Origin of the sequence: Thalassolituus alkanivorans (assembly GCF_020447205.1) — a bacterium.
Taxonomy (GTDB): domain Bacteria; phylum Pseudomonadota; class Gammaproteobacteria; order Pseudomonadales; family Oceanobacteraceae; genus Venatoribacter; species Venatoribacter alkanivorans.
Map to the genome: position 1 here is coordinate 386,016 of NZ_JAJAEL010000049.1, position 19,666 is coordinate 405,681.

Consider the following 19,666-nt stretch of genomic DNA (forward strand, 5'->3'; position numbering starts at 1 on the left):
TCAGCGAGCCCGAAAGCCGCCTCTTCTGACGCGGCTTTTTTTATGCCTGTTATGTGACCTTTTGGCGGCCGTGTTTGCGACTACTGGGATGAAAAACGGAATATGACAAAGCGACGTGTGGTAATTACGGGACTGGGCAGTGTTAACCCGCTTGGTCTGAATGTGGCGGATACCTGGCGCGCACTCTGCGCCGGAGAAAGTGGTATCACCCGTATTGAACACTTTGGCACGGAAGGGTACGCCACGAAGATTGGCGGCGCTGTTAAACAGTTCGACGTCACCAGTGTGATGAGCGAAAAAGATGCGCGCAAAATGGATCTCTTTCTGCAATACGCCATGGTGGCGGCAGAGCAGGCCATTGTTGATGCAGCCTTTCCCGAATCGTTAAACCGTGACCGTGTTGGTGTGGCTGTTGGCTCAGGCATCGGCGGCATCACGACTATTGAACAGAATTACCAGCAATTACAGAGCAGTGGCCCGCGCCGGGTATCACCGTTTCTTGTGCCTGCTGCCGTGATTAATATGGCGTCCGGCAATATTGCTATCCGCCACAAACTCCGCGGCCCTAACTTTGCTATTACCACCGCCTGCACCACAGGTACTCATAATATTGGTTATGCCGCCCGTACCATCGCTTACGGCGATGCGGATGTGATGATTGCCGGCGGGTCCGAGATGGCATCGTCGCCTCTTGGTGTCGCCGGTTTTGCCGCGGCCCGCGCCATGAGTACCCGCAACGATGAACCGGAAAAAGCCAGCCGCCCCTGGGATAAAGACCGTGATGGTTTTGTGCTGGGCGATGGCGCGGCTGTACTGGTACTGGAATCTCTTGAACATGCTCAGGCCCGTGGCGCGACTATTTATGCCGAACTCAGTGGTCTGGGCATGAGTGATGATGCCCATCACATCACCAGTCCGCCGGAAAATGGCGAGGGCGCGCGCATGGCGATGGCCAATGCGCTTAACGATGCCGGTCTGCAGCCGCAGGATATTGATTACATCAATGCTCACGGCACCTCGACACTGATTGGCGATATTGCCGAGACCCAGGCGATTAAGGATTTGTTTGGTGATTATGTCAGCCGCCTGGCTGTCTCTTCGACCAAGTCCATGACCGGCCACCTGCTGGGGGCTGCCGGCGCTCTGGAAGCTCTGATTACAGTGTTGGCGGTACGCGATGGCATCGCGCCGCCAACCATTAATCTTGATCATCCTGCCGAAGGATGCGATCTGGATTACGTTCCGCATAAAGCGCGTAAAATGGATATCCGTGCTGCTGTTTCCAACTCCTTTGGTTTCGGTGGTACCAACGGCAGCCTGCTGTTCCGTCGTTATGATGTCTGAAGTCAGCACTGCATACGTTTGGGTTAACGGTCAGTGGCGGGGGCAGGGTCATAGCCAAGCTCAGAGCCATTGGCCGTCCAATGACCGCGCGCTGCACTACGGCGATGGTCTGTTTGAAACCATTCGTTTTGCACCCGATGGCAGCATTCCATTATGGCCATACCATAAACAGCGTCTGCTGCAGGGCTTATGTGCACTGGATTTCCCGATCGACAGCTTTCAGCAAATCGAACAGGCTCTGGCTCAGCGCCCGCAAAGCCCGCTGCTGGCCGGTAAGCTGCTGATCAGTCGCGGCGCCGGCCCGCGTGGCTATGCGCCGCCGGCAGAGCCGGAACTACTGTTACAGTGGCAGGAATTTACGCCGCCTGACTGGGGCTATCTCCGTCTGCCGCAGGGCATGGTGGCCGGATTCAGCGATATCCGGCTGGCGATTCAGCCGGCACTGGCGGGTTTCAAACATCTGAACCGCTTAGAACAGGTATTGGCGCGCCAGCGCTTTGAGCCCGACTGGCAGGAAGCGGTGATGCTGGATGCGCAGGGGCAGGTGATTGAAGGCTGTATGAGCAATCTGTTTCTGCTGGAAAATGGACAACTGGTAACCCCGGATCTCAGTAGCAGCGGAGTGAATGGCGTTGTGCGGCGCTGGCTGTTGACGCATCAGAATGTCATCATTACCCCTTTTGGACGCGAACGCCTGCTGGCCGCTGATGCCGTCTTCTTCTGCAATACGCTGCAGGGGATTGTTATGGTCAGCCGCATAGACGGGCGGCAATTCGAACACCCGGCAGCGCAGCATCAGATCGCAACGCTGCAGAAGGATCTGGAGAATCTTTACGCATGACACTGAGCAAACGCCTGCTGGCTTTGTCCTCCCTTGTTTTCCTGTTACTGAGTGCCACCGTATTGGCCTTCTGGCAGCTGCCAACCAGTAACGAGCAACCTGTCCGTATTGAAGTAGTCAGTGGTGACACCATCAGCAGCCTCAGTCGCCGCTGGCAGGCCGACGGCTGGTTGCCATCGGCGCTGTTGTTGCGACTTCAGGCGCGACTGACCGGTCAGGAGCGGGTGTTGCGCGTCGGCGAATACGATGTGCCGGCAGCGCTCAGTGGCACTGAATTACTGAACTTTCTCGCCAATGCGACACCGGTAACTTATCGCGTCAGCCTGATTGAAGGGCTGCAGTTGCGTGAAGCGCTGACGGCGCTGGCCGAGGCGCCGCGTCTGACTCAGGATCTGAACCCGCTGACACCGGAACGGGTTGGCGAAATGCTTGGCCTGCAGGGCAACCCGGAAGGCTGGCTGTATCCGGATACCTACGTGTATCACAGCGGTGAAGGGGTTTCGTCGGTGATCCGTCAGGCCTACCAGCGTATGCGTGAGCAACTGGCTGCTGCGTGGGAGGCCCGTGCGGCGGACGTGCCGTACAAAAGCCCTTATGAAGCACTGATCATGGCGTCGATTGTGGAGAAAGAAACCGGCGTAGTGGCTGAACGCCCGGTGATTGCCGGCGTTTTTGTGCGCCGCCTGCAACAAAATATGCGCCTGGAGACCGATCCGACGGTTATTTATGGCCTGGGGCCACAATTTGATGGCAATCTGCGCAAAAAACATCTGCAGGACCGGACAAATCCGTACAATACCTACCGCCAGAAAGGCCTGCCGCCAACGCCGATTGCGCTGGCCGGGCGTGCCGCGCTCGATGCGGCGCTGAATCCCGCTGATGGCGATGAGCTGTACTTTGTTGCCCGCGGCGACGGCAGTCATCAGTTTTCGGCAACATTGGAAGAACACAATAAAGCGGTGCGGAAATACCAGATTTTCCGCCGTAAAAAAGATTACCGATCGGCGCCGGCTGAAGCCGCCGCGTCAGAATCCTGAGCAGGAACATCCCGTATGACAAAGCCGCAACAGGGCTTGTTTATTACCTTTGAAGGCGGAGAAGGTGTGGGTAAATCCACCAATATCGCCTTCTGTGCTGAGTGGCTTCACGCCCGCGGCATTGAAGTGGTCGTTACCCGTGAACCGGGCGGCACTGAAATTGCCGAAACCATCCGCGAGCGCCTTCTTAAGGCTCATCACACTGAAATCATGCAGCCTCTGACCGAACTGCTGCTGGTGTTTGCTGCCCGTGCCCAGCACCTGCAGGCATTCATTCAACCGGCACTGGCGCGCGGTGCCTGGGTGTTGTGTGATCGTTTTACCGACTCCACCATCGCCTATCAGGGCTTTGGCCGCCAGCTGCCACTGGCACAGATTGAACAGCTGAAAGCACTGGTGCAGCAGGGGCTGGAACCGGACTGCACCTTACTGCTGGAAGCGCCATTAGCGGTCGGCATGGGTCGTGCCCGTGGCCGTGCCGATCAGGCCGGCGAAGCGGTTGATCGTTTTGAGCAGGAGCAGCTGGATTTCTTTGAGCGGGTCCAGCAGGGCTTTGACTGGCTGGCCTCTCAGCATGAACGCTTCCGCCGTATCGATGCCGCACAGCCGCTGGCACAGGTACAGCAGCAGATCGAACAGGTTTTGCAAAGTTTGCTGCCATCGGGCGGAATGCAATGAGAGGTGAGGCATGAGTGTGCAGCCCTGGCATCAGAGTGTCTGGCATGAACTGGTGCGCCGTCAGCAAAGCGGAGGGCTGCCCCACGCGCTGCTGCTGACCGGCCTTGAGGGTATTGGCAAGCATCAGCTGGGACTGCATGTGGCACAATGGCTGTTATGTCTGCGCGATGAGGCTGAACCCTGTGGCCAGTGCCACAGTTGTCAGCTCTGGGCGGCAGGGACGCATCCCGATTTTATGCTGTGTCAGCCGGAAGATGGTAGTCGCCAGATCCGTATTGATGCGATCCGTAAGGTGAATGATTTTCTCGCCCAGACACCGCAGATCAGCCGCTGCCAGGTGGTCAGCCTGCGTCCGGTGGAAGTGATGAACACCAATGCCGCCAACGCCTTACTGAAAACTCTGGAAGAGCCGCCGGGTGAGAGCTTTCTGTTGCTGGAAACCGAGCGTTTCGGCTCGGTGTTGCCGACCATCCGCAGCCGCTGCCAGCGCCTGCAGCTCAGTCCGCCGGGGCAGGCCGAAGCCCTGAGCTGGCTGCAGCAGCAAGGCTTCAGCGCCGAGGTGGCAGAACAGGCGTTGCGCATGAATCATCAGGCGCCGCTGAAAGCGCTGGACTGGCTGACGCGTGAGCAAAGCAGTCAGCAGCAGAAGTGGTTTGAGCTGCTGCGCCAGTGGAGTCAGGGGCAAATTCCGCTGCAGGCCGCGGCGGAAGGTTGGAATAAACTTGAGTTTCAGGACGTAACCTCCTGGTTTTATTCAATTTTGTCTGATTGTCTTAAAGCGAAGCTGGGTGTCGGTCCGGAGCAGCTGGTGTTTACCGATCAGGTTTTTCAGTTGCTGCCGTGCGCTACCCTGAATCCGGCAAAGCTGATAACCTTGCAGCATAAAGTTCAGGCCGTACTCGGGCAGTTGCTGTCCGGTGGCGGTAACTATAATAAGCAGTTGCTGCTTGAATCCCTGTTGCTGGATTGGCAGCAGATCGTTCAGGACAGTCATCGCGGGGAGCATGCATGACCGCCAATTTAGGTGCCCGCAGCGGCATTTTGTCGCTGACCATTAAAGATAAATCGGTTCTTTACGCCGCCTATATGCCGTTTATCAAAGAAGGCGGTTTGTTTATTCCGACCAACAAGCAGTATCAGCTGGGCGATGAAGTCTTCATGCTGCTGAAGCTGATGGACGAGGCGGAAAAAATCCCGGTGGCCGGTAAGGTTATCTGGGTTACGCCAAAGGGTGCTCAGGGTAACAAAGTGGCCGGCATCGGCGTGCAGTTTACCGGCGACGAAAGCATGGCCCGCGACAAGATCGAAACCTATCTGGCTGGTGCCCTGAAGTCGGATCGCATAACCCATACGATGTAAGCGGCAGCCATGCTGTAGCGAACACCGGAAAGAAAAAAGAGCGCAGATGCGCTCTTTTTTATGCCCGCAAGCTGCGCTCAGAGCGCTTCAAGCAAACACTCCACGGCATCTACGGCGTCTTCCATCACTTCCTGAGTGGTATGAAAGTGTGGCGAGAAGCGGATACCGCCGCCGCGATTAGCGCAAATCACCCCAGCCTGCATCAGCAGTTTGTACAGCTGTGTGCTGTCTTTACCCATAAAGTGGAAGGTCAGAATGCCCGACGGACGCTGATGCAACAGTGGATTGATAAAGGTGGCACCCTTGTCGTCCAGTAATTCCTTCAGGTACAGCACGTTGGTTACCACGCGGGTAGCGACCTGATCCATGCCGACTTCGAGCAGCAAATCGGTGCTGGCTTTCAGGGCAGTAGCGGCCAGTATATTGGGGCTGCCGCACTCAAAACGCCGCGCATCGGCGGCGGGTTGCCAGTCTTTACGGTCGTAGTTACCCATATCCTCAACCATATGCCAGCCGAATTCGGACAGGCTCAGCTGATCCATAATCTGTGGCCGTACATAGAAAAACCCCAGACCTTCCGGGCCAAGCAGCCATTTATGGCCGTCAGCCATAGCAAAATCGGCCTGAATCGCCTGAACCGAAAACGGCAGGGCGCCCACCGCCTGAATAGCATCAACACAGAACAGAGTGCCCGCCGCCCGACAGGCTTCGCCCAGCCGGACCAGATCCAGCGTCAGGCCGGTGGCGTACTGCACTGCACTGACCGACAACAATCGTGGCTTCTGCTCTAAGGCTTCCAGCAGCAGGGATTCCGGGTCATCCCAGGGCAGTGCGACTTCCACAACCTGCACCCCTTTATGTGCCAGCGCTTCCCAGACGATGCGGTTGGACGGGAATTCCTGATCGCTGATCACCACCATGTCACCCGGCTGCCAGTCGAGCCCGGCAGCCACAAAAGACAACGCTTCTGAGGTATTTTTAACCAGAGCGACCGAGCCTTTCGGGGCGTCGATCAGGGCTTCCAGGTTGCGTTTGAGGCCAGCTTCCATCGAGCTCCATTGTGGATAGCGGCTGGCGCCGAGGGCGGTATTCTCGGCAGCAAATTCGCTGACCGCCACGCGCGCGCGCTCTGGCCAGGGCGCAACGGCAGCGTGATTCAGATACAGACACTCGTGATTGACCGGGAATTCATCGTCCCAGCGCGCTTCGGTATTCATAGGGCTCCTGCGGTTTCATTACATAGGGCATTAGTGCACAGAAAGAACAGGCTGGTGCAACGCGGTTGTACGGCTGAGGTTCTGTGCCTGTCAGACACCTGTTAACATACCTGAGTTTACACATCAGGATAAGCAGAGAGCTGTATGTCATCATCAAACGCTTTTCGTCATCTCGGCAGCACCCGCGTTGAATCGCTGAATATCGATATTCTTCATTACGAGCACATCACCACCGGCGCAGTGCATTATCATCTGGCTACCGACTACGATGAAAAAGCCTTTATGGTCGCCCTGCGCACCATGCCCCACGACTCCACCGGCGTAGCGCACATTCTGGAGCACACCGCATTGTGCGGCAGCGAGAAATATCCGGTGCGCGATCCGTTCTTTATGATGACGCGCCGCTCGCTTAATACCTTTATGAACGCCATGACCAGCAGTGACTGGACCGCGTATCCTTTTGCCTCACAAAACGACAAAGACTTTAAAAACCTGCTCGATGTGTATCTGGATGCAGTGTTTTTCTCGCGTCTGCACGAGCTGGATTTTGCTCAGGAAGGTCACCGCATTGAATTCAGCGAAGAAGGCAACGCCGACTCGCCGCTGGAATACAAAGGCGTAGTGTTTAACGAGATGAAAGGGGCGATGTCGTCCACGGTCAGCCAGTTATGGCAGGGCATCAGCAGCTACCTGTTCCCGACCACCACCTATCACTACAACAGTGGTGGTGAGCCGGCAGAAATCACCGATCTGACCTATGAGCAACTGGTCAGCTTCTACAAAACCCACTACCACCCATCGAATGCCATCTTTATGACCTTCGGTAATCTGGACGTGAGTGAGCTGCACGAAACCCTTGAAACCCAGGCGTTGAGCCGCTTTGAGCGTCAGGACAAACAATGGCGTGTTGAACCGGAAAAACGCTACGCCGCGCCACTGGCGGTTGAGCAATGTTACGGCATCGACAGCGACGATCTGAGCGCCCAGACCCATCATGTGCTGGGCTGGCTGCTGGGCGAATCAACCGATCTGGACGCCCAGCTGGAAGCCCATCTGGTCAGTCAGGTGCTGCTCGACAACAGCGCCTCACCACTGCGCCGCGCGCTGGAAGAAACCGATCTGGGTGGCTCACCATCACCGCTGTGCGGGCTGGAAGATTCCAACCGCGAAATGAGCTTTATGTGCGGCATCGAAGGCAGTGAGCCGGAACACGCCCAGGCGCTGGAGCAGCTGGTGCTCGACACCCTGCAGAACGTCGCCGACAACGGCGTGGAGCAGAGCATGATTGATGCCGCGCTGCATCAGCTGGAACTGCATCAGCGTGAAATCGGTGGCGACCATTACCCTTATGGTCTGCAGCTTATTTTTAACTCGTTACCGGCGGCGACCCATTACGGCGATCCGGCAGCCCTGCTGAACCTTGATCCGGCGCTTGAGCGTCTGCGCGCCAAAGCCAGTCAGCCAGGCTTTATGCAGGAGGCGGTACAGCGTCTGCTGCTCAATAACCGCCACCGTGTGCGCTTTACCCTGCGCCCGGATAACGGCGTAAACGACGAAATGAAACGCCTGGAAGAGCAGCGTCTGGCAGAGATTAAAGCCGGTCTGACTGCTGAGCAGAAACAAGCAATCCTCGATCAGGCTCAGGCACTGAAAGAACGCCAGCAGCAGGAGGATGATCCGGGCCTGCTGCCACAGGTGACGCTGGCCGATGTGCGCCCACAAGTCAGTTATGTGGCGCCGAGTAGCACCTATCAGGATGGTCTGCCGGCCACCGAATACGTTGCCGGCACCAACGGTCTGATCTACCAGCAGTTGCTGGTAGACCTGCCTGCGTTTAATGCCGAACAGCTGAGCTGGCTGCCGTTCTTTACCCAGGCCTGGAGTGAAGTAGGCGCCGGTGGTAACGATTACCTCTACCAGCAACAGAAACAGACCGCGCTGGTTGGCAGCCTGTCGGCGTATGCCAGCCTGAAAGGCAAGGTCGATAATGCCGACCAGCTGGAAGGCTATCTGGTTATGAGCGGTAAGGCGCTGGCAGCCAAGGCTGATGATTTCAGTGCGCTGATGCAGGAAACCTGGCAGGCACCGACCTTTGCTGAGGAGAATCGTCTGCTCGATTTGCTGACTCAGGCCAAATCACGCCGTGAACAGGGGATTACCGGTAATGGTCACGGCCTGGCTATGTCGCTGGCGGCAGCACCACTGAACCGCGCCGCCAATGTGTCAAATGACCTCGGCGGCCTGCCGCAGGTAAAACGCCTGAAAGAACGTCTGCAGCGTGCGCAGAAAGAAGGCGCAGGTTTCCTGTCAGCCGCCCTGCAGGATATTTACCGGCAGATCGCTTTGCCACAGGAGGCGCTGCTGGTGCATGACGAGCAGGGCGCGGCCGCGCATCTTGCCAGCCTGCACAACTGCTGGACGCCACAGGCTGCCGCACCTGCAGCGGCACTGAGCTGGGAAATGCCGGAAACCGCAACCTACTGGATGGTGGATTCGCAGGTGAATTTCTGTGCCTGGGCGCTGCCGACGGTGACCATGGATCACGCCGATGCTGCACCGCTAGCGGTACTGGCAGGCCTGTTACGCAATGCCTTCCTGCACACCGCTATTCGTGAACGCGGCGGTGCTTACGGTGCCGGCGCGACCCAGGATTCGGCGCTGGGCTGCTTTAAATTTTATTCCTACCGTGATCCGCGGGTGGAAGGCACCTTTGCGGATTTCGCCGCCTCCATCGACTGGTTACTGGCGCGCAGCAGTGGTGACGACCTGATTGAGCAATCGGTGCTGGGTCTGATCGGTGGTATGGATCGTCCGGGCTCACCAGCAGGTGAAGCCAAGCAATGCTTCCATCAGGATAAGAGCGGCCGCTCGCGGGCACTGCGTCAGCAATTCCGTGAGCGCATTCTGGCCACCTGCTGGGCAGATGTGCAGCGCGTTGCTGAGCAATATCTGCACAACCAGACAGGCAGCAAGGCCGTTATTGCGCCACGCGGAACTGACAAAGTTGCAAATAATCTTGGCTTAATTGCGAATGATTATTGATTGAGGACTAATCCGGCGGCATAATGCCGCCGGTTTGCAGCCATACCCGGGCGCATTCAGTTTTTGTTAATACAAAGCCGTTAGACTTCTCGCTTGAAATATCACTTCACATTGACAGGGACACGACCGGTCATGAAAACCCCGTATATCCTCGCCACATGCTTGCTGGCCTGCACGCTCAGTGCTCAGGCTGCCCCTCAAACCGGGACTCAAACCGGAACCCGGGCCGACAGCCAGTCAGATACTCTGACCAGCGCTCAGCAGCAGATCAGTGCTACCGACAACAGTGGCCGCAACAGCCAGCAGAAGGTTGAGAAACTGGATGATCAGACCCAGCTGCTGCTGAACGAGTACCGTCAGCTGCGTGCCGAAACGGAACAGCTGGCGCTCTATAACCGTCAGATGGCCGCCATCGTTTATAACCAGGATAAAGAGCTGGAGTCGCTCGCGCGTCAGATTACCGAAATTGAGCGTACCGAACGAGGCATTCTGCCGCTGATGAGCCGCATGCTGGATTCTCTTGAGCAGTTCGTGGCACTGGATACACCTTTTCTGCCACAGGAGCGCGGTGCCCGTATCGCACTGCTGAAAGACCTGCTGACCCGTGCCGACGTTACCGTGTCAGAAAAATTCCGCCGGGTGCTGGAGGCTTATCAGGTGGAAGTGGATTACGGCCGCAATATCGAAGCCTACCGTGGCCAGATGGATAACATTTCTTACGATTTTCTGCGGGTCGGACGTCTGGCGCTGTACCGCATCAGCAATGACGGCCAGCATGCCTGGCTCTGGCATAAAGGGCAGGGCAACTGGCTGGCACTGGATGATGGCTATATGCGCGACCTGCGCAAAGCACTCAAAGTGGCGCAGCAGATTGCCGCCCCCGAGCTGATGGTTTTGCCTCTGCCGACTCAGGCCTCCCTTGAGTCCGTTATGACAACCTCAATCAACAATCAGGCGGAGGCACAATAATGAAACCTTTCCTGTCCTCCGTGTTACTGCCGGCGCTTCTGAGCTTCACCTTCAGCGCTACGGCAATCGCCGCGGATGCTGCTGAACAAACCGCTAAAAACAGCGATCCACTGACGGGTCTGCTGAATCAGATCGGCAGTTACAGCCGTGAAGAAGCGGCACAGAACAAGGCCCGTGAAGCCAAATTCCTCAGCGACCTGAATACCCAGAAGCGCATGCTGAGCGAGGCTCGCGCCGCACTGAAACGTGAACAGCAACTGGCCGACTCGCTGAAAGATCGCTTCGACAATAACGAGCAGGCACTGACCGAACGTGAAGAAGAACTGCGTTTGCGGGTGGGGAATCTGGGCGAGATGTTTGGCGTGGTGCGTCAGGTTGCTAACGATCTGAACACCGTGCTGGGCGACAGCCTGACCTCGGTTGAGATTCCTGAGCGCAAAGCCGATCTGAACAAGCTGGCGGAAGCCAAAGAATTGCCGACCATCGCCGAGCTGGAAGCGCTGTGGTTCAGCCTGCAGCAGGAAATGACCATCAATGGTGCAGTATCTTCCTTTGATAGCGTGGTGATTGGCGCCGATGGCAAGCCACAGAAGCGCAGCGTTACCCGTTTGGGTGTGTTCAATGCCGTGGATGACAGCGGTTATCTGGCTTATGACGCCGAACTGAAGCAGCTGCAGATGCTGGGCCGTCAGCCGGGTGCGGCGGATATGATCCCTGAATGGCTGAACGCCAATGCGGCCGTCGCGCCTTTTGCACTGGACCCAAGCCGTGGCGCCTTGCTGAACCTGTCACTGGAAAGCCCGGACCTGCTGGAGCGGGTACAGCAGGGCGCGCTGGTTGGCTACATCATTATCGGCCTGGGCCTGATTGGTCTGGCACTGGCGGGCTGGCGCTTAGTCGTGCTGGGTACGGTTGGTCGCAAGGTTCGTCAGCAGCTGGATAACATCGACAGCGCTGCAGAAGACAACCCTCTCGGACGTGTACTGGCCAGCTACCGCAATCTGCCGCAACCGCTGGATGTGGATGTACTGGAAGCCAAAATGGACGAGGCGGTTCTGCGCGAACTGCCGGCGCTGGAGCGTGGCCAGACCATCATCAAACTCTTTGCCGGCATCGCGCCGCTGCTGGGTCTGCTGGGTACGGTAACCGGCATGATCGCGACCTTTCAGGCAATCACCAATTTCGGCACCGGCGATCCGAAGCTGATGGCGTCCGGTATTTCTCAGGCACTGATCACCACCGTACTGGGTCTGTTGGCCGCAATCCCGCTGCTGCTGGCACACAACTGGGTGGCATCACGCAGCAAGGCGCTGATTCAGCTGCTGGATGAACAGTCTGCCGGACTGATCGCCCAGGCGCTGGAAAACCGCTCCGGCCAGAACCCGAAAGGCAACTGAGATGCAGTGGCTGCTGGACTTTATGGCCCAGGGCGGCCCGGTACTGTACGGCATTCTGGTGCTGTGCGTGCTGCTCTGGAGTCTGATCATTGAGCGCCTGTGGTTTTTCTACCGCGAGATGCCACGCCTGAATCACGCTATTGCCGAACGCTGGGTACAGCGCAGCGAACACCAGAGCTGGAATGCGCGCAAAATCCGCGCGGCCTGGCTCAGTCAGCAAAAGCAGGCGGCGCAGCAATATTTGTCACTGGTTGGCATTCTGATCGCCATCTGTCCGCTGATGGGCTTGCTGGGAACGGTGACGGGTATGGTCAGCGTGTTTGATGTGCTGGCGGTGACCGGTACCGGTAATGCGCGGGCTATGGCGTCGGGCATCTCTCAGGCGACCATTCCGACCATGGCCGGACTGGTGGTGGCGCTGACCGGTTTGTATTTCCGCACCCGCTTTAAACGTTTAAGTGAGCGCGGCGTGCATCAGCTCGCCGAATGGCTAACGACCGACTGAATTTACGGATTATTTGTTATGGCACGTCGTCACACCGATAGTGAAGCCGATGGCAACGATATCGATATCACCCCGATGCTGGATATCGTCTTTATCATGCTGATCTTTTTTATTGTTACGACCTCTTTCGTTAAAGAAAGCGGCGTAACCGTCAGCCGCCCGAGTGCGCAGACCGCCGAAGAGAAAAAGGGCAGTAATATTCTGCTGGCGATTCGCGCCAATGGTGAAATCTGGATCGACCGCCGCGCCATTGATGTGCGCGCAGTACGTCCGAACATTGAGCGCATGAAAGCAGAAAACCCGGAAGGGGCTGTGATTATTCAGGCTGACGAATTTTCACCGACCGGCCTTCTGGTCAAGGTGATGGATCAGGTACGCCTGGCCGGAATTACCAATATATCTATTTCCGCCGAGGCGGCTAACTGATGCCCCGTTTTGCGATTGCTTTATTACTGGCTTGCGGGGTCAGTCTCGGCTTGTTCTGGGCAATGCATCAGATGGTGTCTGGTCCGGGTGAGCTTAAGCGCGATAATCGCGACAACACCTATGTCGACTTTGTGCGCCTGAAGCAGGAAAGCAAAACCCAGCTGAAAGAACGGCGCAAGCAGGAGCCACCCAAACCGAAAAAACCGCAACTGCCAAAAGAATCGGTGGCCGAGCAAAATACGCCGATGCAGCAACTGCCGTTTAATATGCCTGATGTAAATCCGGATTTATCACTGGCGCAGAACTCGCTATTGGGCGACGCCGTGGTCGGCATGGGCTTTGGCGATACCGATGTTATTCCGCTGGTGCGGATGAATGCCGTGTATCCACAAAAAGCAGTGCGTCAGAAAATCGAAGGCTATGTGACGGCGCGCCTGGCGATCAACCCCGAAGGCACAGTCGATAATGTGGAAATCATCGAAGCTGAGCCGCGTGGCGTGTTTGAACGTGAAGCCATCCGTGCACTGTATAAATACAAATTCAAACCGAAAATGGAAAATGGCCGGCCGGTTGCGCAACAGGCAACCCAGACCATTGAATTTAAGCTGGGTGATTCCTGATGCGTGCCTTTATTACGCTGTTGTTCTGTCTGTTGTTCTGTCTGCAGTCTCCGGCATTGCTGGCTGCCAATAACAGCCTGTCACAGTCAACCTACGAAGAACTGAATTCTATTCAGGAGCAACTGGCGGCACAGCAGTACAGCGAAGCCGAAGAGGCCTTGCTGGAGCTGGAAGAGGATTTAACGCCCGGATTCGGTCTGGCGCTAAGCTATCAGTTGCACGGCCAGCTGTATCTGCTGCAGGAAAAAAACACTGAAGCCATGACCTGGTACAGCAAAGCGCTAAGCCTGAGTGCGCTGGCTCCGGCGCAGGAATCAGCGCTGTCGACCACGCTGGCGCAACTGCATCTGGCAGCAGAAAATACCAGTGCGGCTATCGCTGAGCTTGAACCACGGCTGACAAAGATCCTGCAGCTGGAAAAAGATAAAAACAGCAGCAAGAGAAAAGGCGACAAAGAAAAAAATGCCGACTGGATTCAGCCGCTGAGCTTTATCACGCTGGCTTCGGCCTATCAGCTGGAAAAAAATTACGCCGCCTCCATTCCCTGGTTGCTGCAGGGCATTGAACGCACACAGGCACGTGGCGACAAGCCGAAAGAAAACTGGCTGCAGATGCTGATGGCGGCGCACTATCAGCAAAAATCCTATCTGAAAACCGCCATGGTGCTGGACGATCTGCTGCGTATAAATCCTGGCAAAGAAGATTACTGGCAGCAGCTGGCGGCTATTTATCAGTTGCTGGAAAAGCCGAAGCTGGCCCTGCGCACACTGGAGTTGGGATACGCCGGACACTATCTGAAAAAAGCCGACAGCATTCTGCTGCTGGTGCAATTGTTGATCAGCGAAAATATCCCTGAGCGCGCCGGACGTATTCTGCAGGCACATATCAAAGACGGGACCGTTGAATTAAATGAGCGTAACTGGCGCTTACTGGCGGCGGCCTGGCAGCAGGGGCGCGAGCGCGATAAAGCCGTAATCGCCATGCGTGAAGCCAGTGCTTTTATGGACGACGGCAGTCTGCTGTACCGTGCGGCACAGATGCAGCAACAGGCTGCACAATATCAGGAAGCTTTGAATGACAGCGAAGCGGCGCTGAAAAAAGGCCTGTCAGAGCGGGATAAACCCCGGGCACTTATGCTGGCCGGCAGCTGTGCTTATGAACTGAAAGATTTTGCCGCGGCACGGCGCTATTTCCAGCAGGCGCTGACGCTGGCGGCGGTTGCAGCCAACGCCCGCGTATGGCTGGATTATCTGGATACGCTGGAGCAGTATCCGGGCTGATATCTGACCATGCGGATTTAAATAAAAAACGGCGCTTATAAGGCGCCGTTTTTTATTGCCGGAGATAAAGCCTGCTCAGGAAAAGGTTGCCCAGATCGGTGCGTGATCTGACGGTTTTTCCAGTGCGCGAATATCGTAGCTGACACCCGCTGCGGTGCATTCTTCGTATACCGCAGGCGTTGCCAGAATATGGTCGATACGCAGGCCGCGTTTGGGCTCGTCATCAAAGCCTTTGGAGCGGTAATCAAACCAGCTGAAGGTGTCGTTGCTGGCCGGATAATGTTTGCGATAGGTATCCTGCAAACCCCAGCCGAGCAGGCGCTGATACCATTCGCGCTCTTCCGGCAGGAAACTGCACTTGCCGGTTTTAAGCCAGCGCTTACGGTTCGGCTCACCAATACCGATGTCGGTGTCTTCCGGTGAAATATTCATATCACCCATCACGATCACCCGGTCGGCCGGGGTGAAGTTTTCACTCAGGTAACGCTGCAGGTCGGCGTAAAACTTTTCTTTAGCCGGGAATTTGGTTTCGTGGTCACGGCTTTCCCCCTGTGGGAAATAACCGTTCAGCACATTCCAGATTTTTCCGTCAATTTCGTAGCGTGCATGAATAATGCGTTTCTGCGCTTCGGCGTCATCCCATGGCCAGCCTTTCTGCACAAAGACGGGGGCGGTTTTACTCAGCAGGGCTACACCGTAATGACCTTTCTGGCCAAAAAACTCGACATGAAATCCCAGTGCCTGAATATCCGCCAGCGGAAATTCGGCGTCCTGCACCTTGGTTTCCTGCAGGCCAAGCACATCCGGATTAAGCTGGTCGCGAATGGCTTCCAGTTGATGAGGCCGGGCGCGTACGCCGTTAATATTGAAACTGATGATGGTGGTCATGGCTGATCCTGACGCTAGGGCCTGTCGACACTAATTAAACAGGCCTGTTATTGGCTAAAAATATCTCAAACAAGGCGCTGAGAGTGTGGGATGTTCAGCACATCCCTGTGCCTCACCCCTTCGGGGTTGGCACGCCAATCTGTTCCAGACAGATTGGTAACGGGTTAAGCGAACGAACAGCAACGCAGGATGAGGGATTTTTAGCCATAACCCTTCGGGCTGAGGCCAGTTTCCCCCATGAACATCGTCGTTCGTCATTCATTTAGCCCGCTAATATCACGTCTCTCTCCTTGTTCTGAGAAAAACTGGCTCTCAGCAGGACCTATTCAATTAGTGTCGACAGGCCCTAATAAAAACAGCCGCCATAATAACAGCCTGACAACATCAGGTCAGGTCGAGTGTTGGTCGGCCGGAGCAGGGCAGCACAAGTTGATTGACTGAAAAACAAGCAGATGAAAACCCGGACTGATCACTCCTGTTGGGTGATCAGTCAAAATCACTACACTGAGCGCCATTGTTTTTACCGGCCAGTCCGGCCATTGCAACCGATGAGGTCAACATGAACCGCACACCTTTTAAACCGGCCATTCTGGCGGCACTGATTGCTCAGATGCTTGCCAGTCAGTCTCAGGCAGCTGATACCGTCGAGCTGGATGCGCAGCGCGTTACCGGCCAGTTATTCAGCCAGAGCATTGCCGAGCAGGCATTTGCGGTTGAGGTGATTGAACGCGCCGACCTGAAATTATTACCGGTGACCAATTTGGCTGATGCGCTGGAATGGGTGGGCGGACTGGATGTGCGCCAGCGTGGCAGCGGTGCTCAGGTTGATCTTGGCATCCGTGGCGCCGGTTATGAGCAGACACTGATTCTGGTCGATGGTGTGCGCATGAATGATCCGCAGACCGGCCATCATAATTTCGATCTGCCGGTTACTCTGGAAGATATTGAACGCATTGAGATTGTCCGCGGCCCGGGTGCCGGACAGTATGGCCCGAACGGTAATGCCGGGGTGATCAATCTGGTTACCCGCAAGCAGGTGGAGTCTGAAAATGGCCGCAGCGCGCTGTTAAAAGCCGAAGCCGGCAGTAAAGATTACGCCCGTGGTTTACTGAGTCTGGCCAAAACCCAGGGCAACTGGAGCCACTTTGCGGCGATCAGCCAGCAGGAGTCGGACACCTACATTAAGGGGGCTGATCTGGATTACATCAGCCAGCAGGGTAATTACCGTTTAGTGCATCAGAACGATGCGTACACCACGGTGCTTGGACTGGGCTATCTGGACCGGGGCTTTGGTGCTCAGGGCTTTTATGCCGGAGCCGACAAGCGCGCGAACGAAAACACCATTCAGCGCTACGCTTACCTTACCCACGAGCAGCGTTATTCCACCGGGCGCAGTGTCGATGTTGCCGTTAACTGGCGCCAGCACGACGATGAATTTTACTATCTGAATTATGCGCCTTCTGTGCATCAGACCAACGCCTGGCAGAGCCGCCTGCGTTTTCGTCTGAATGAATCACTGGCGCTGGGCTATGAGTTTAATCAGGAAGACATCGACAGCACCTCGACGCTGGGTGATCGCCATAAGCGTGAATACGGCAGCGCCTTTGCGTTTGGTCAGTACGACTTTGGCGCCGTGCAGCTGGCGGGCAGTTTGTCGTATCTCGATTATGACGGCGGCGACAGCTATACCTTGCCGGTGCTGGGTCTGACCCTGCCGCTGGCGGCTGGTCAGCAGCTGTATCTGAATGCAGGCAAAAGCGTGCGTGTGCCGACCATGAATGATTTGTATCTGAATCAAAGCACCAACAAGGGTAACCCGGACCTTAAAGCAGAAGAAACCCGCAGCGCTGAGCTGGGTGCGCGTCTGAATCTGGCCGGGCTGCAGACCCGTCTGGCGGTCTTTAAGCGCAACACCACAGATGCCATCGATTACACCCAGACCGCGGCCGAAGTCGCCGATCCGGCCATTAATTACTACACCGCACGTAATATCGATGCGATTGACACCAAAGGTTACGATGCCGAGCTGGATGCCACCGGCCTGCTGGCGGCAAGCGGTCTGCAGAAGGCAAGTCTGAGCTATACCCGCCTGATTCAGGACTTTACCAATCAGTATGAAAAGGCCCGCTACAGTAAATCACAGCTTGAACACCAGGTGGTTCTGGCGCTGACCTATGAGCTGCTGCCGGGGCTGAGTGCAACTTCGCTGTATAAATTCGAAGACCGCTACGACCAGAATGGCTACCGCATCTGGGATCTGGGCTTAAAGCAGCAGAATAATGGCTGGAGCTGGGCCGTTGCGGCGACCAATGTGCTGGACGCGGACTATATCGACAGTGGCTTTATTGAAGCGCCGGGCACCGGCTATCGCTTTGAGATCAGCGCGGGCCTGTAAATCGCAGGGAGTGAGAAGCGAGGTTAAGGATTGAGGGTATGACCGGCATAGCCTGCCGGTCATAAAAAAGCCGGAGTGACTGTTCAGTACCGACAGCCGCTCCGGCTTTTTTATGCGCACAGCAGAGCGTTAGTCTTCGCTGTGGTCGACGGCTTCGGCCTTATAGGCTGGTTTAACAAAGCCCGGTTCCATAAACACCGCAAAGTTACCACGCTGCTCGCTCATCAGGTGATGGGCATGAATCTTACTCATGGTGCCTTTCTGGCAGTAGAGCAGGAAGCGGGTGTCCGGCTGTTGTTTTGTCAGTTCGTTCACGCGGTTATCGAGATCAAAGAACGGAATGGTCAGCACGCTGTTGTTGGTCAGCGTCAGTGGCGCGTCAGCCGCTTCCGCCGGGTGGCGGATGTCGATGATTACATCATTCAGGCCCGGAGTAGTAATAATATCGACATTCTCCAGACCACTCTCGGCGCCATTAAGCACATCGTCGATGCGCTGGTAGGTGGCATCGGCCAGCGCCTGCTCCAGTACTGCCATATCAAATTTGGCTTCAGCTTCGGCCACTTTGCTGCGATCACCCACGGTGGTCGGGTTCACTGAAATCACACCACAGTATTCCGGCATGGTGGCCGCGAACATTTCGGTGCCGATACGACGGGCGGTATCGATGATGTCCTGCTTATCCATAGCCGCCAGCGGGCGCAGCACCATACGGTCGGCCACTTCATCGATCACTGCCAGGTTGGTAATGGTCTGGCTGGCGACCTGAGCCACGGCTTCGCCGGTCACCAGTGCCGGCAGGTTCAGGTTTTCAGCCACGCGCGAGGCGGCGCGCAGCATCATACGCTTGAGTACAACACCCATCTGGCCGGTATCTACATTGGTCAGAATTTCGGCCACAACCTTCTCGAACGGCACGGTAACAAACTTAACCCGGTGGCTTTCACCAAAGGTGCTCCACAGGTAATGGGAAACCTGCTTCACGCCGATTTCATGCGCGCTGCCGCCAAGGTTAAAGAAGCAAAAGTGGGTTTTCAGACCGCGGCGGGTCATCAGGTAGCTGGCAACGGTGGAGTCAAAGCCACCGGAAATCAGGCTCAGCACTTCGCCCTGACTGCCCAGCGGATAGCCGCCTAGGCCTTTGATGGTTTGCTGCACCACCTGAACCTTGTCGTTACGCAGTTCCGCCAGCACGGTCACTTCCGGGCGGTGCAGATCGACGCGCAGTGCCTCGGTTTCTTTCAGAAAGCCGCCACCCATATAGATTTCCGCCTGGTGGGAGGTGAAATCGTGCTGGCCCGCGCGCTTGATGCGCACACAAAAGGATTTACCGGCGACGCGCTCACGGTAGGCATCGCGTACGCGCTGATAGGCTTCGTCCAGCGTGCTGAAGGTGTATTCCGTGATTTCCAGTGCTGCAGCAATGCCTGGCGTGTGCGACAGGATCTGAATGGTCTGGCGGCGGGCCGCATCGTCATCGCGGTTGACCAGAACGATCAGGCTGTCCCAGCGGTTCTGTACGTCCACCGAAATGGCGTGGCGACGGAACATGTTCTGCAGATTTTGGCGCAGAATCTTGGTCATCTGCTTGCGCACACTGGTGGATTTGATGGTGATTTCCGGGAACAGCTTGATTACGAGCTTCATAGGGAGGCGGGGCGGTAAAAT

At 56.4% G+C, this 19,666-nt stretch carries 17 protein-coding genes; 14 read left to right on the forward strand and 3 right to left on the reverse strand.

Translation table 11 applies throughout. The features are described from left to right. Positions 1–102: 102 nt before the first annotated feature. Genes fabF through LGT44_RS19805 form a run of 6 tightly spaced genes read left to right on the forward strand, consistent with a single transcriptional unit; the run spans position 103 to position 5,259 of the window. Complete coding sequence (fabF, locus tag LGT44_RS19780) at positions 103–1,344, forward strand: beta-ketoacyl-ACP synthase II (protein ID WP_230333695.1); 1,242 nt, start codon at positions 103–105, stop codon at positions 1,342–1,344. Then, on the forward strand, positions 1,334–2,185 hold the full coding sequence (gene pabC, locus LGT44_RS19785) for an aminodeoxychorismate lyase (RefSeq protein ID WP_230333697.1): 852 nt from the start codon (positions 1,334–1,336) through the stop codon (positions 2,183–2,185). Before fabF ends, pabC begins: the two co-directional genes overlap by 11 nt. Then, positions 2,182–3,222 (forward strand): endolytic transglycosylase MltG, encoded by a 1,041-nt coding sequence (gene mltG / locus LGT44_RS19790; RefSeq protein WP_230333699.1) that lies wholly within the window; start codon positions 2,182–2,184, stop codon positions 3,220–3,222. Before pabC ends, mltG begins: the two co-directional genes overlap by 4 nt. 15 nt (positions 3,223–3,237) lie before the next feature. Then, positions 3,238–3,900, forward strand: a complete 663-nt coding sequence (tmk, locus tag LGT44_RS19795) for a dTMP kinase (RefSeq protein ID WP_230333701.1) — start codon at positions 3,238–3,240, stop codon at positions 3,898–3,900. A 10-nt stretch (positions 3,901–3,910) separates the two neighbouring features. Continuing rightward, positions 3,911–4,912: a DNA polymerase III subunit delta' gene (locus tag LGT44_RS19800; protein ID WP_230333703.1), complete on the forward strand. Its 1,002-nt coding sequence runs from the start codon at positions 3,911–3,913 to the stop codon at positions 4,910–4,912. Next, positions 4,909–5,259 (forward strand): PilZ domain-containing protein, encoded by a 351-nt coding sequence (locus LGT44_RS19805; RefSeq protein ID WP_225692736.1) that lies wholly within the window; start codon positions 4,909–4,911, stop codon positions 5,257–5,259. Before LGT44_RS19800 ends, LGT44_RS19805 begins: the two co-directional genes overlap by 4 nt. A 77-nt stretch (positions 5,260–5,336) precedes the next feature. On the opposite strand, the gene LGT44_RS19810 is transcribed toward LGT44_RS19805, so the two are convergent. Further along, positions 5,337–6,476: an aminotransferase class V-fold PLP-dependent enzyme gene (locus LGT44_RS19810; protein ID WP_230333705.1), complete on the reverse strand. Its 1,140-nt coding sequence runs from the start codon at positions 6,474–6,476 to the stop codon at positions 5,337–5,339. Positions 6,477–6,620: 144 nt separating this feature from the next. Here LGT44_RS19810 and LGT44_RS19815 point away from each other — a divergent pair, with 144 nt between their 5' ends. The 7 genes from LGT44_RS19815 (at position 6,621) to LGT44_RS19845 (ending at position 14,715) form a co-directional block, all read left to right on the forward strand. Next, positions 6,621–9,518, forward strand: a complete 2,898-nt coding sequence (locus tag LGT44_RS19815) for an insulinase family protein (protein ID WP_230333707.1) — start codon at positions 6,621–6,623, stop codon at positions 9,516–9,518. A gap of 132 nt (positions 9,519–9,650) precedes the next feature. Continuing rightward, positions 9,651–10,487 carry a DUF3450 domain-containing protein gene (locus tag LGT44_RS19820; protein WP_230333709.1) on the forward strand — a complete coding sequence of 279 codons (837 nt, stop codon included), beginning with the start codon at positions 9,651–9,653 and terminating at the stop codon, positions 10,485–10,487. Then, a complete protein-coding gene (locus LGT44_RS19825) occupies positions 10,487–11,884 on the forward strand; it encodes a MotA/TolQ/ExbB proton channel family protein (protein ID WP_230333711.1) in 1,398 nt (465 codons plus the stop codon). Before LGT44_RS19820 ends, LGT44_RS19825 begins: the two co-directional genes overlap by 1 nt. Before the next feature lies 1 nt (position 11,885). Next, entirely contained in the window at positions 11,886–12,389 is a 504-nt protein-coding gene (locus tag LGT44_RS19830) for a MotA/TolQ/ExbB proton channel family protein (RefSeq protein WP_230333713.1), read from the forward strand. A gap of 18 nt (positions 12,390–12,407) precedes the next feature. Continuing rightward, a complete protein-coding gene (locus tag LGT44_RS19835; protein ID WP_145468764.1) occupies positions 12,408–12,815 on the forward strand; it encodes an ExbD/TolR family protein in 408 nt (135 codons plus the stop codon). Next, the gene (locus LGT44_RS19840) at positions 12,815–13,435 is read left to right on the forward strand and encodes an energy transducer TonB (RefSeq protein WP_230333715.1); all 621 of its coding nucleotides are present in this window, start codon (positions 12,815–12,817) and stop codon (positions 13,433–13,435) included. The genes LGT44_RS19835 and LGT44_RS19840 overlap by 1 nt, the downstream gene beginning before the upstream one ends. Then, a complete protein-coding gene (locus tag LGT44_RS19845; protein WP_230333717.1) occupies positions 13,435–14,715 on the forward strand; it encodes a tetratricopeptide repeat protein in 1,281 nt (426 codons plus the stop codon). Before LGT44_RS19840 ends, LGT44_RS19845 begins: the two co-directional genes overlap by 1 nt. Before the next feature lie 75 nt (positions 14,716–14,790). Here LGT44_RS19845 and xthA read toward each other — a convergent pair whose 3' ends face one another. Continuing rightward, positions 14,791–15,603 (reverse strand): exodeoxyribonuclease III, encoded by an 813-nt coding sequence (gene xthA, locus LGT44_RS19850; RefSeq protein WP_145468761.1) that lies wholly within the window; start codon positions 15,601–15,603, stop codon positions 14,791–14,793. 559 nt (positions 15,604–16,162) lie between these two features. On the opposite strand from xthA, the gene LGT44_RS19855 reads away from it, so the two are divergent. Beyond that, on the forward strand, positions 16,163–17,998 hold the full coding sequence (locus LGT44_RS19855) for a TonB-dependent receptor plug domain-containing protein (protein ID WP_230332784.1): 1,836 nt from the start codon (positions 16,163–16,165) through the stop codon (positions 17,996–17,998). Positions 17,999–18,127: 129 nt separating this feature from the next. Here LGT44_RS19855 and thiI read toward each other — a convergent pair whose 3' ends face one another. Continuing rightward, on the reverse strand, positions 18,128–19,645 hold the full coding sequence (thiI, locus tag LGT44_RS19860; RefSeq protein WP_230332783.1) for a tRNA uracil 4-sulfurtransferase ThiI: 1,518 nt from the start codon (positions 19,643–19,645) through the stop codon (positions 18,128–18,130). Positions 19,646–19,666: the final 21 nt, after the last annotated feature.

Coding starts and splice junctions, on each gene's coding strand:
- thiI (WP_230332783.1), bottom strand. CDS start 19,645: ATGAAGCTCGTAATCAAGCTGTTCCCGGAAATCACCATCAAATCCACC.
- xthA (WP_145468761.1), bottom strand. CDS start 15,603: ATGACCACCATCATCAGTTTCAATATTAACGGCGTACGCGCCCGGCCT.
- fabF (WP_230333695.1), top strand. CDS start 103: ATGACAAAGCGACGTGTGGTAATTACGGGACTGGGCAGTGTTAACCCG.
- mltG (WP_230333699.1), top strand. CDS start 2,182: ATGACACTGAGCAAACGCCTGCTGGCTTTGTCCTCCCTTGTTTTCCTG.
- LGT44_RS19810 (WP_230333705.1), bottom strand. CDS start 6,476: ATGAATACCGAAGCGCGCTGGGACGATGAATTCCCGGTCAATCACGAG.
- LGT44_RS19845 (WP_230333717.1), top strand. CDS start 13,435: ATGCGTGCCTTTATTACGCTGTTGTTCTGTCTGTTGTTCTGTCTGCAG.
- LGT44_RS19830 (WP_230333713.1), top strand. CDS start 11,886: ATGCAGTGGCTGCTGGACTTTATGGCCCAGGGCGGCCCGGTACTGTAC.
- LGT44_RS19825 (WP_230333711.1), top strand. CDS start 10,487: ATGAAACCTTTCCTGTCCTCCGTGTTACTGCCGGCGCTTCTGAGCTTC.
- tmk (WP_230333701.1), top strand. CDS start 3,238: ATGACAAAGCCGCAACAGGGCTTGTTTATTACCTTTGAAGGCGGAGAA.
- LGT44_RS19815 (WP_230333707.1), top strand. CDS start 6,621: ATGTCATCATCAAACGCTTTTCGTCATCTCGGCAGCACCCGCGTTGAA.
- LGT44_RS19805 (WP_225692736.1), top strand. CDS start 4,909: ATGACCGCCAATTTAGGTGCCCGCAGCGGCATTTTGTCGCTGACCATT.
- LGT44_RS19855 (WP_230332784.1), top strand. CDS start 16,163: ATGAACCGCACACCTTTTAAACCGGCCATTCTGGCGGCACTGATTGCT.
- LGT44_RS19840 (WP_230333715.1), top strand. CDS start 12,815: ATGCCCCGTTTTGCGATTGCTTTATTACTGGCTTGCGGGGTCAGTCTC.
- pabC (WP_230333697.1), top strand. CDS start 1,334: ATGATGTCTGAAGTCAGCACTGCATACGTTTGGGTTAACGGTCAGTGG.
- LGT44_RS19820 (WP_230333709.1), top strand. CDS start 9,651: ATGAAAACCCCGTATATCCTCGCCACATGCTTGCTGGCCTGCACGCTC.
- LGT44_RS19835 (WP_145468764.1), top strand. CDS start 12,408: ATGGCACGTCGTCACACCGATAGTGAAGCCGATGGCAACGATATCGAT.
- LGT44_RS19800 (WP_230333703.1), top strand. CDS start 3,911: ATGAGTGTGCAGCCCTGGCATCAGAGTGTCTGGCATGAACTGGTGCGC.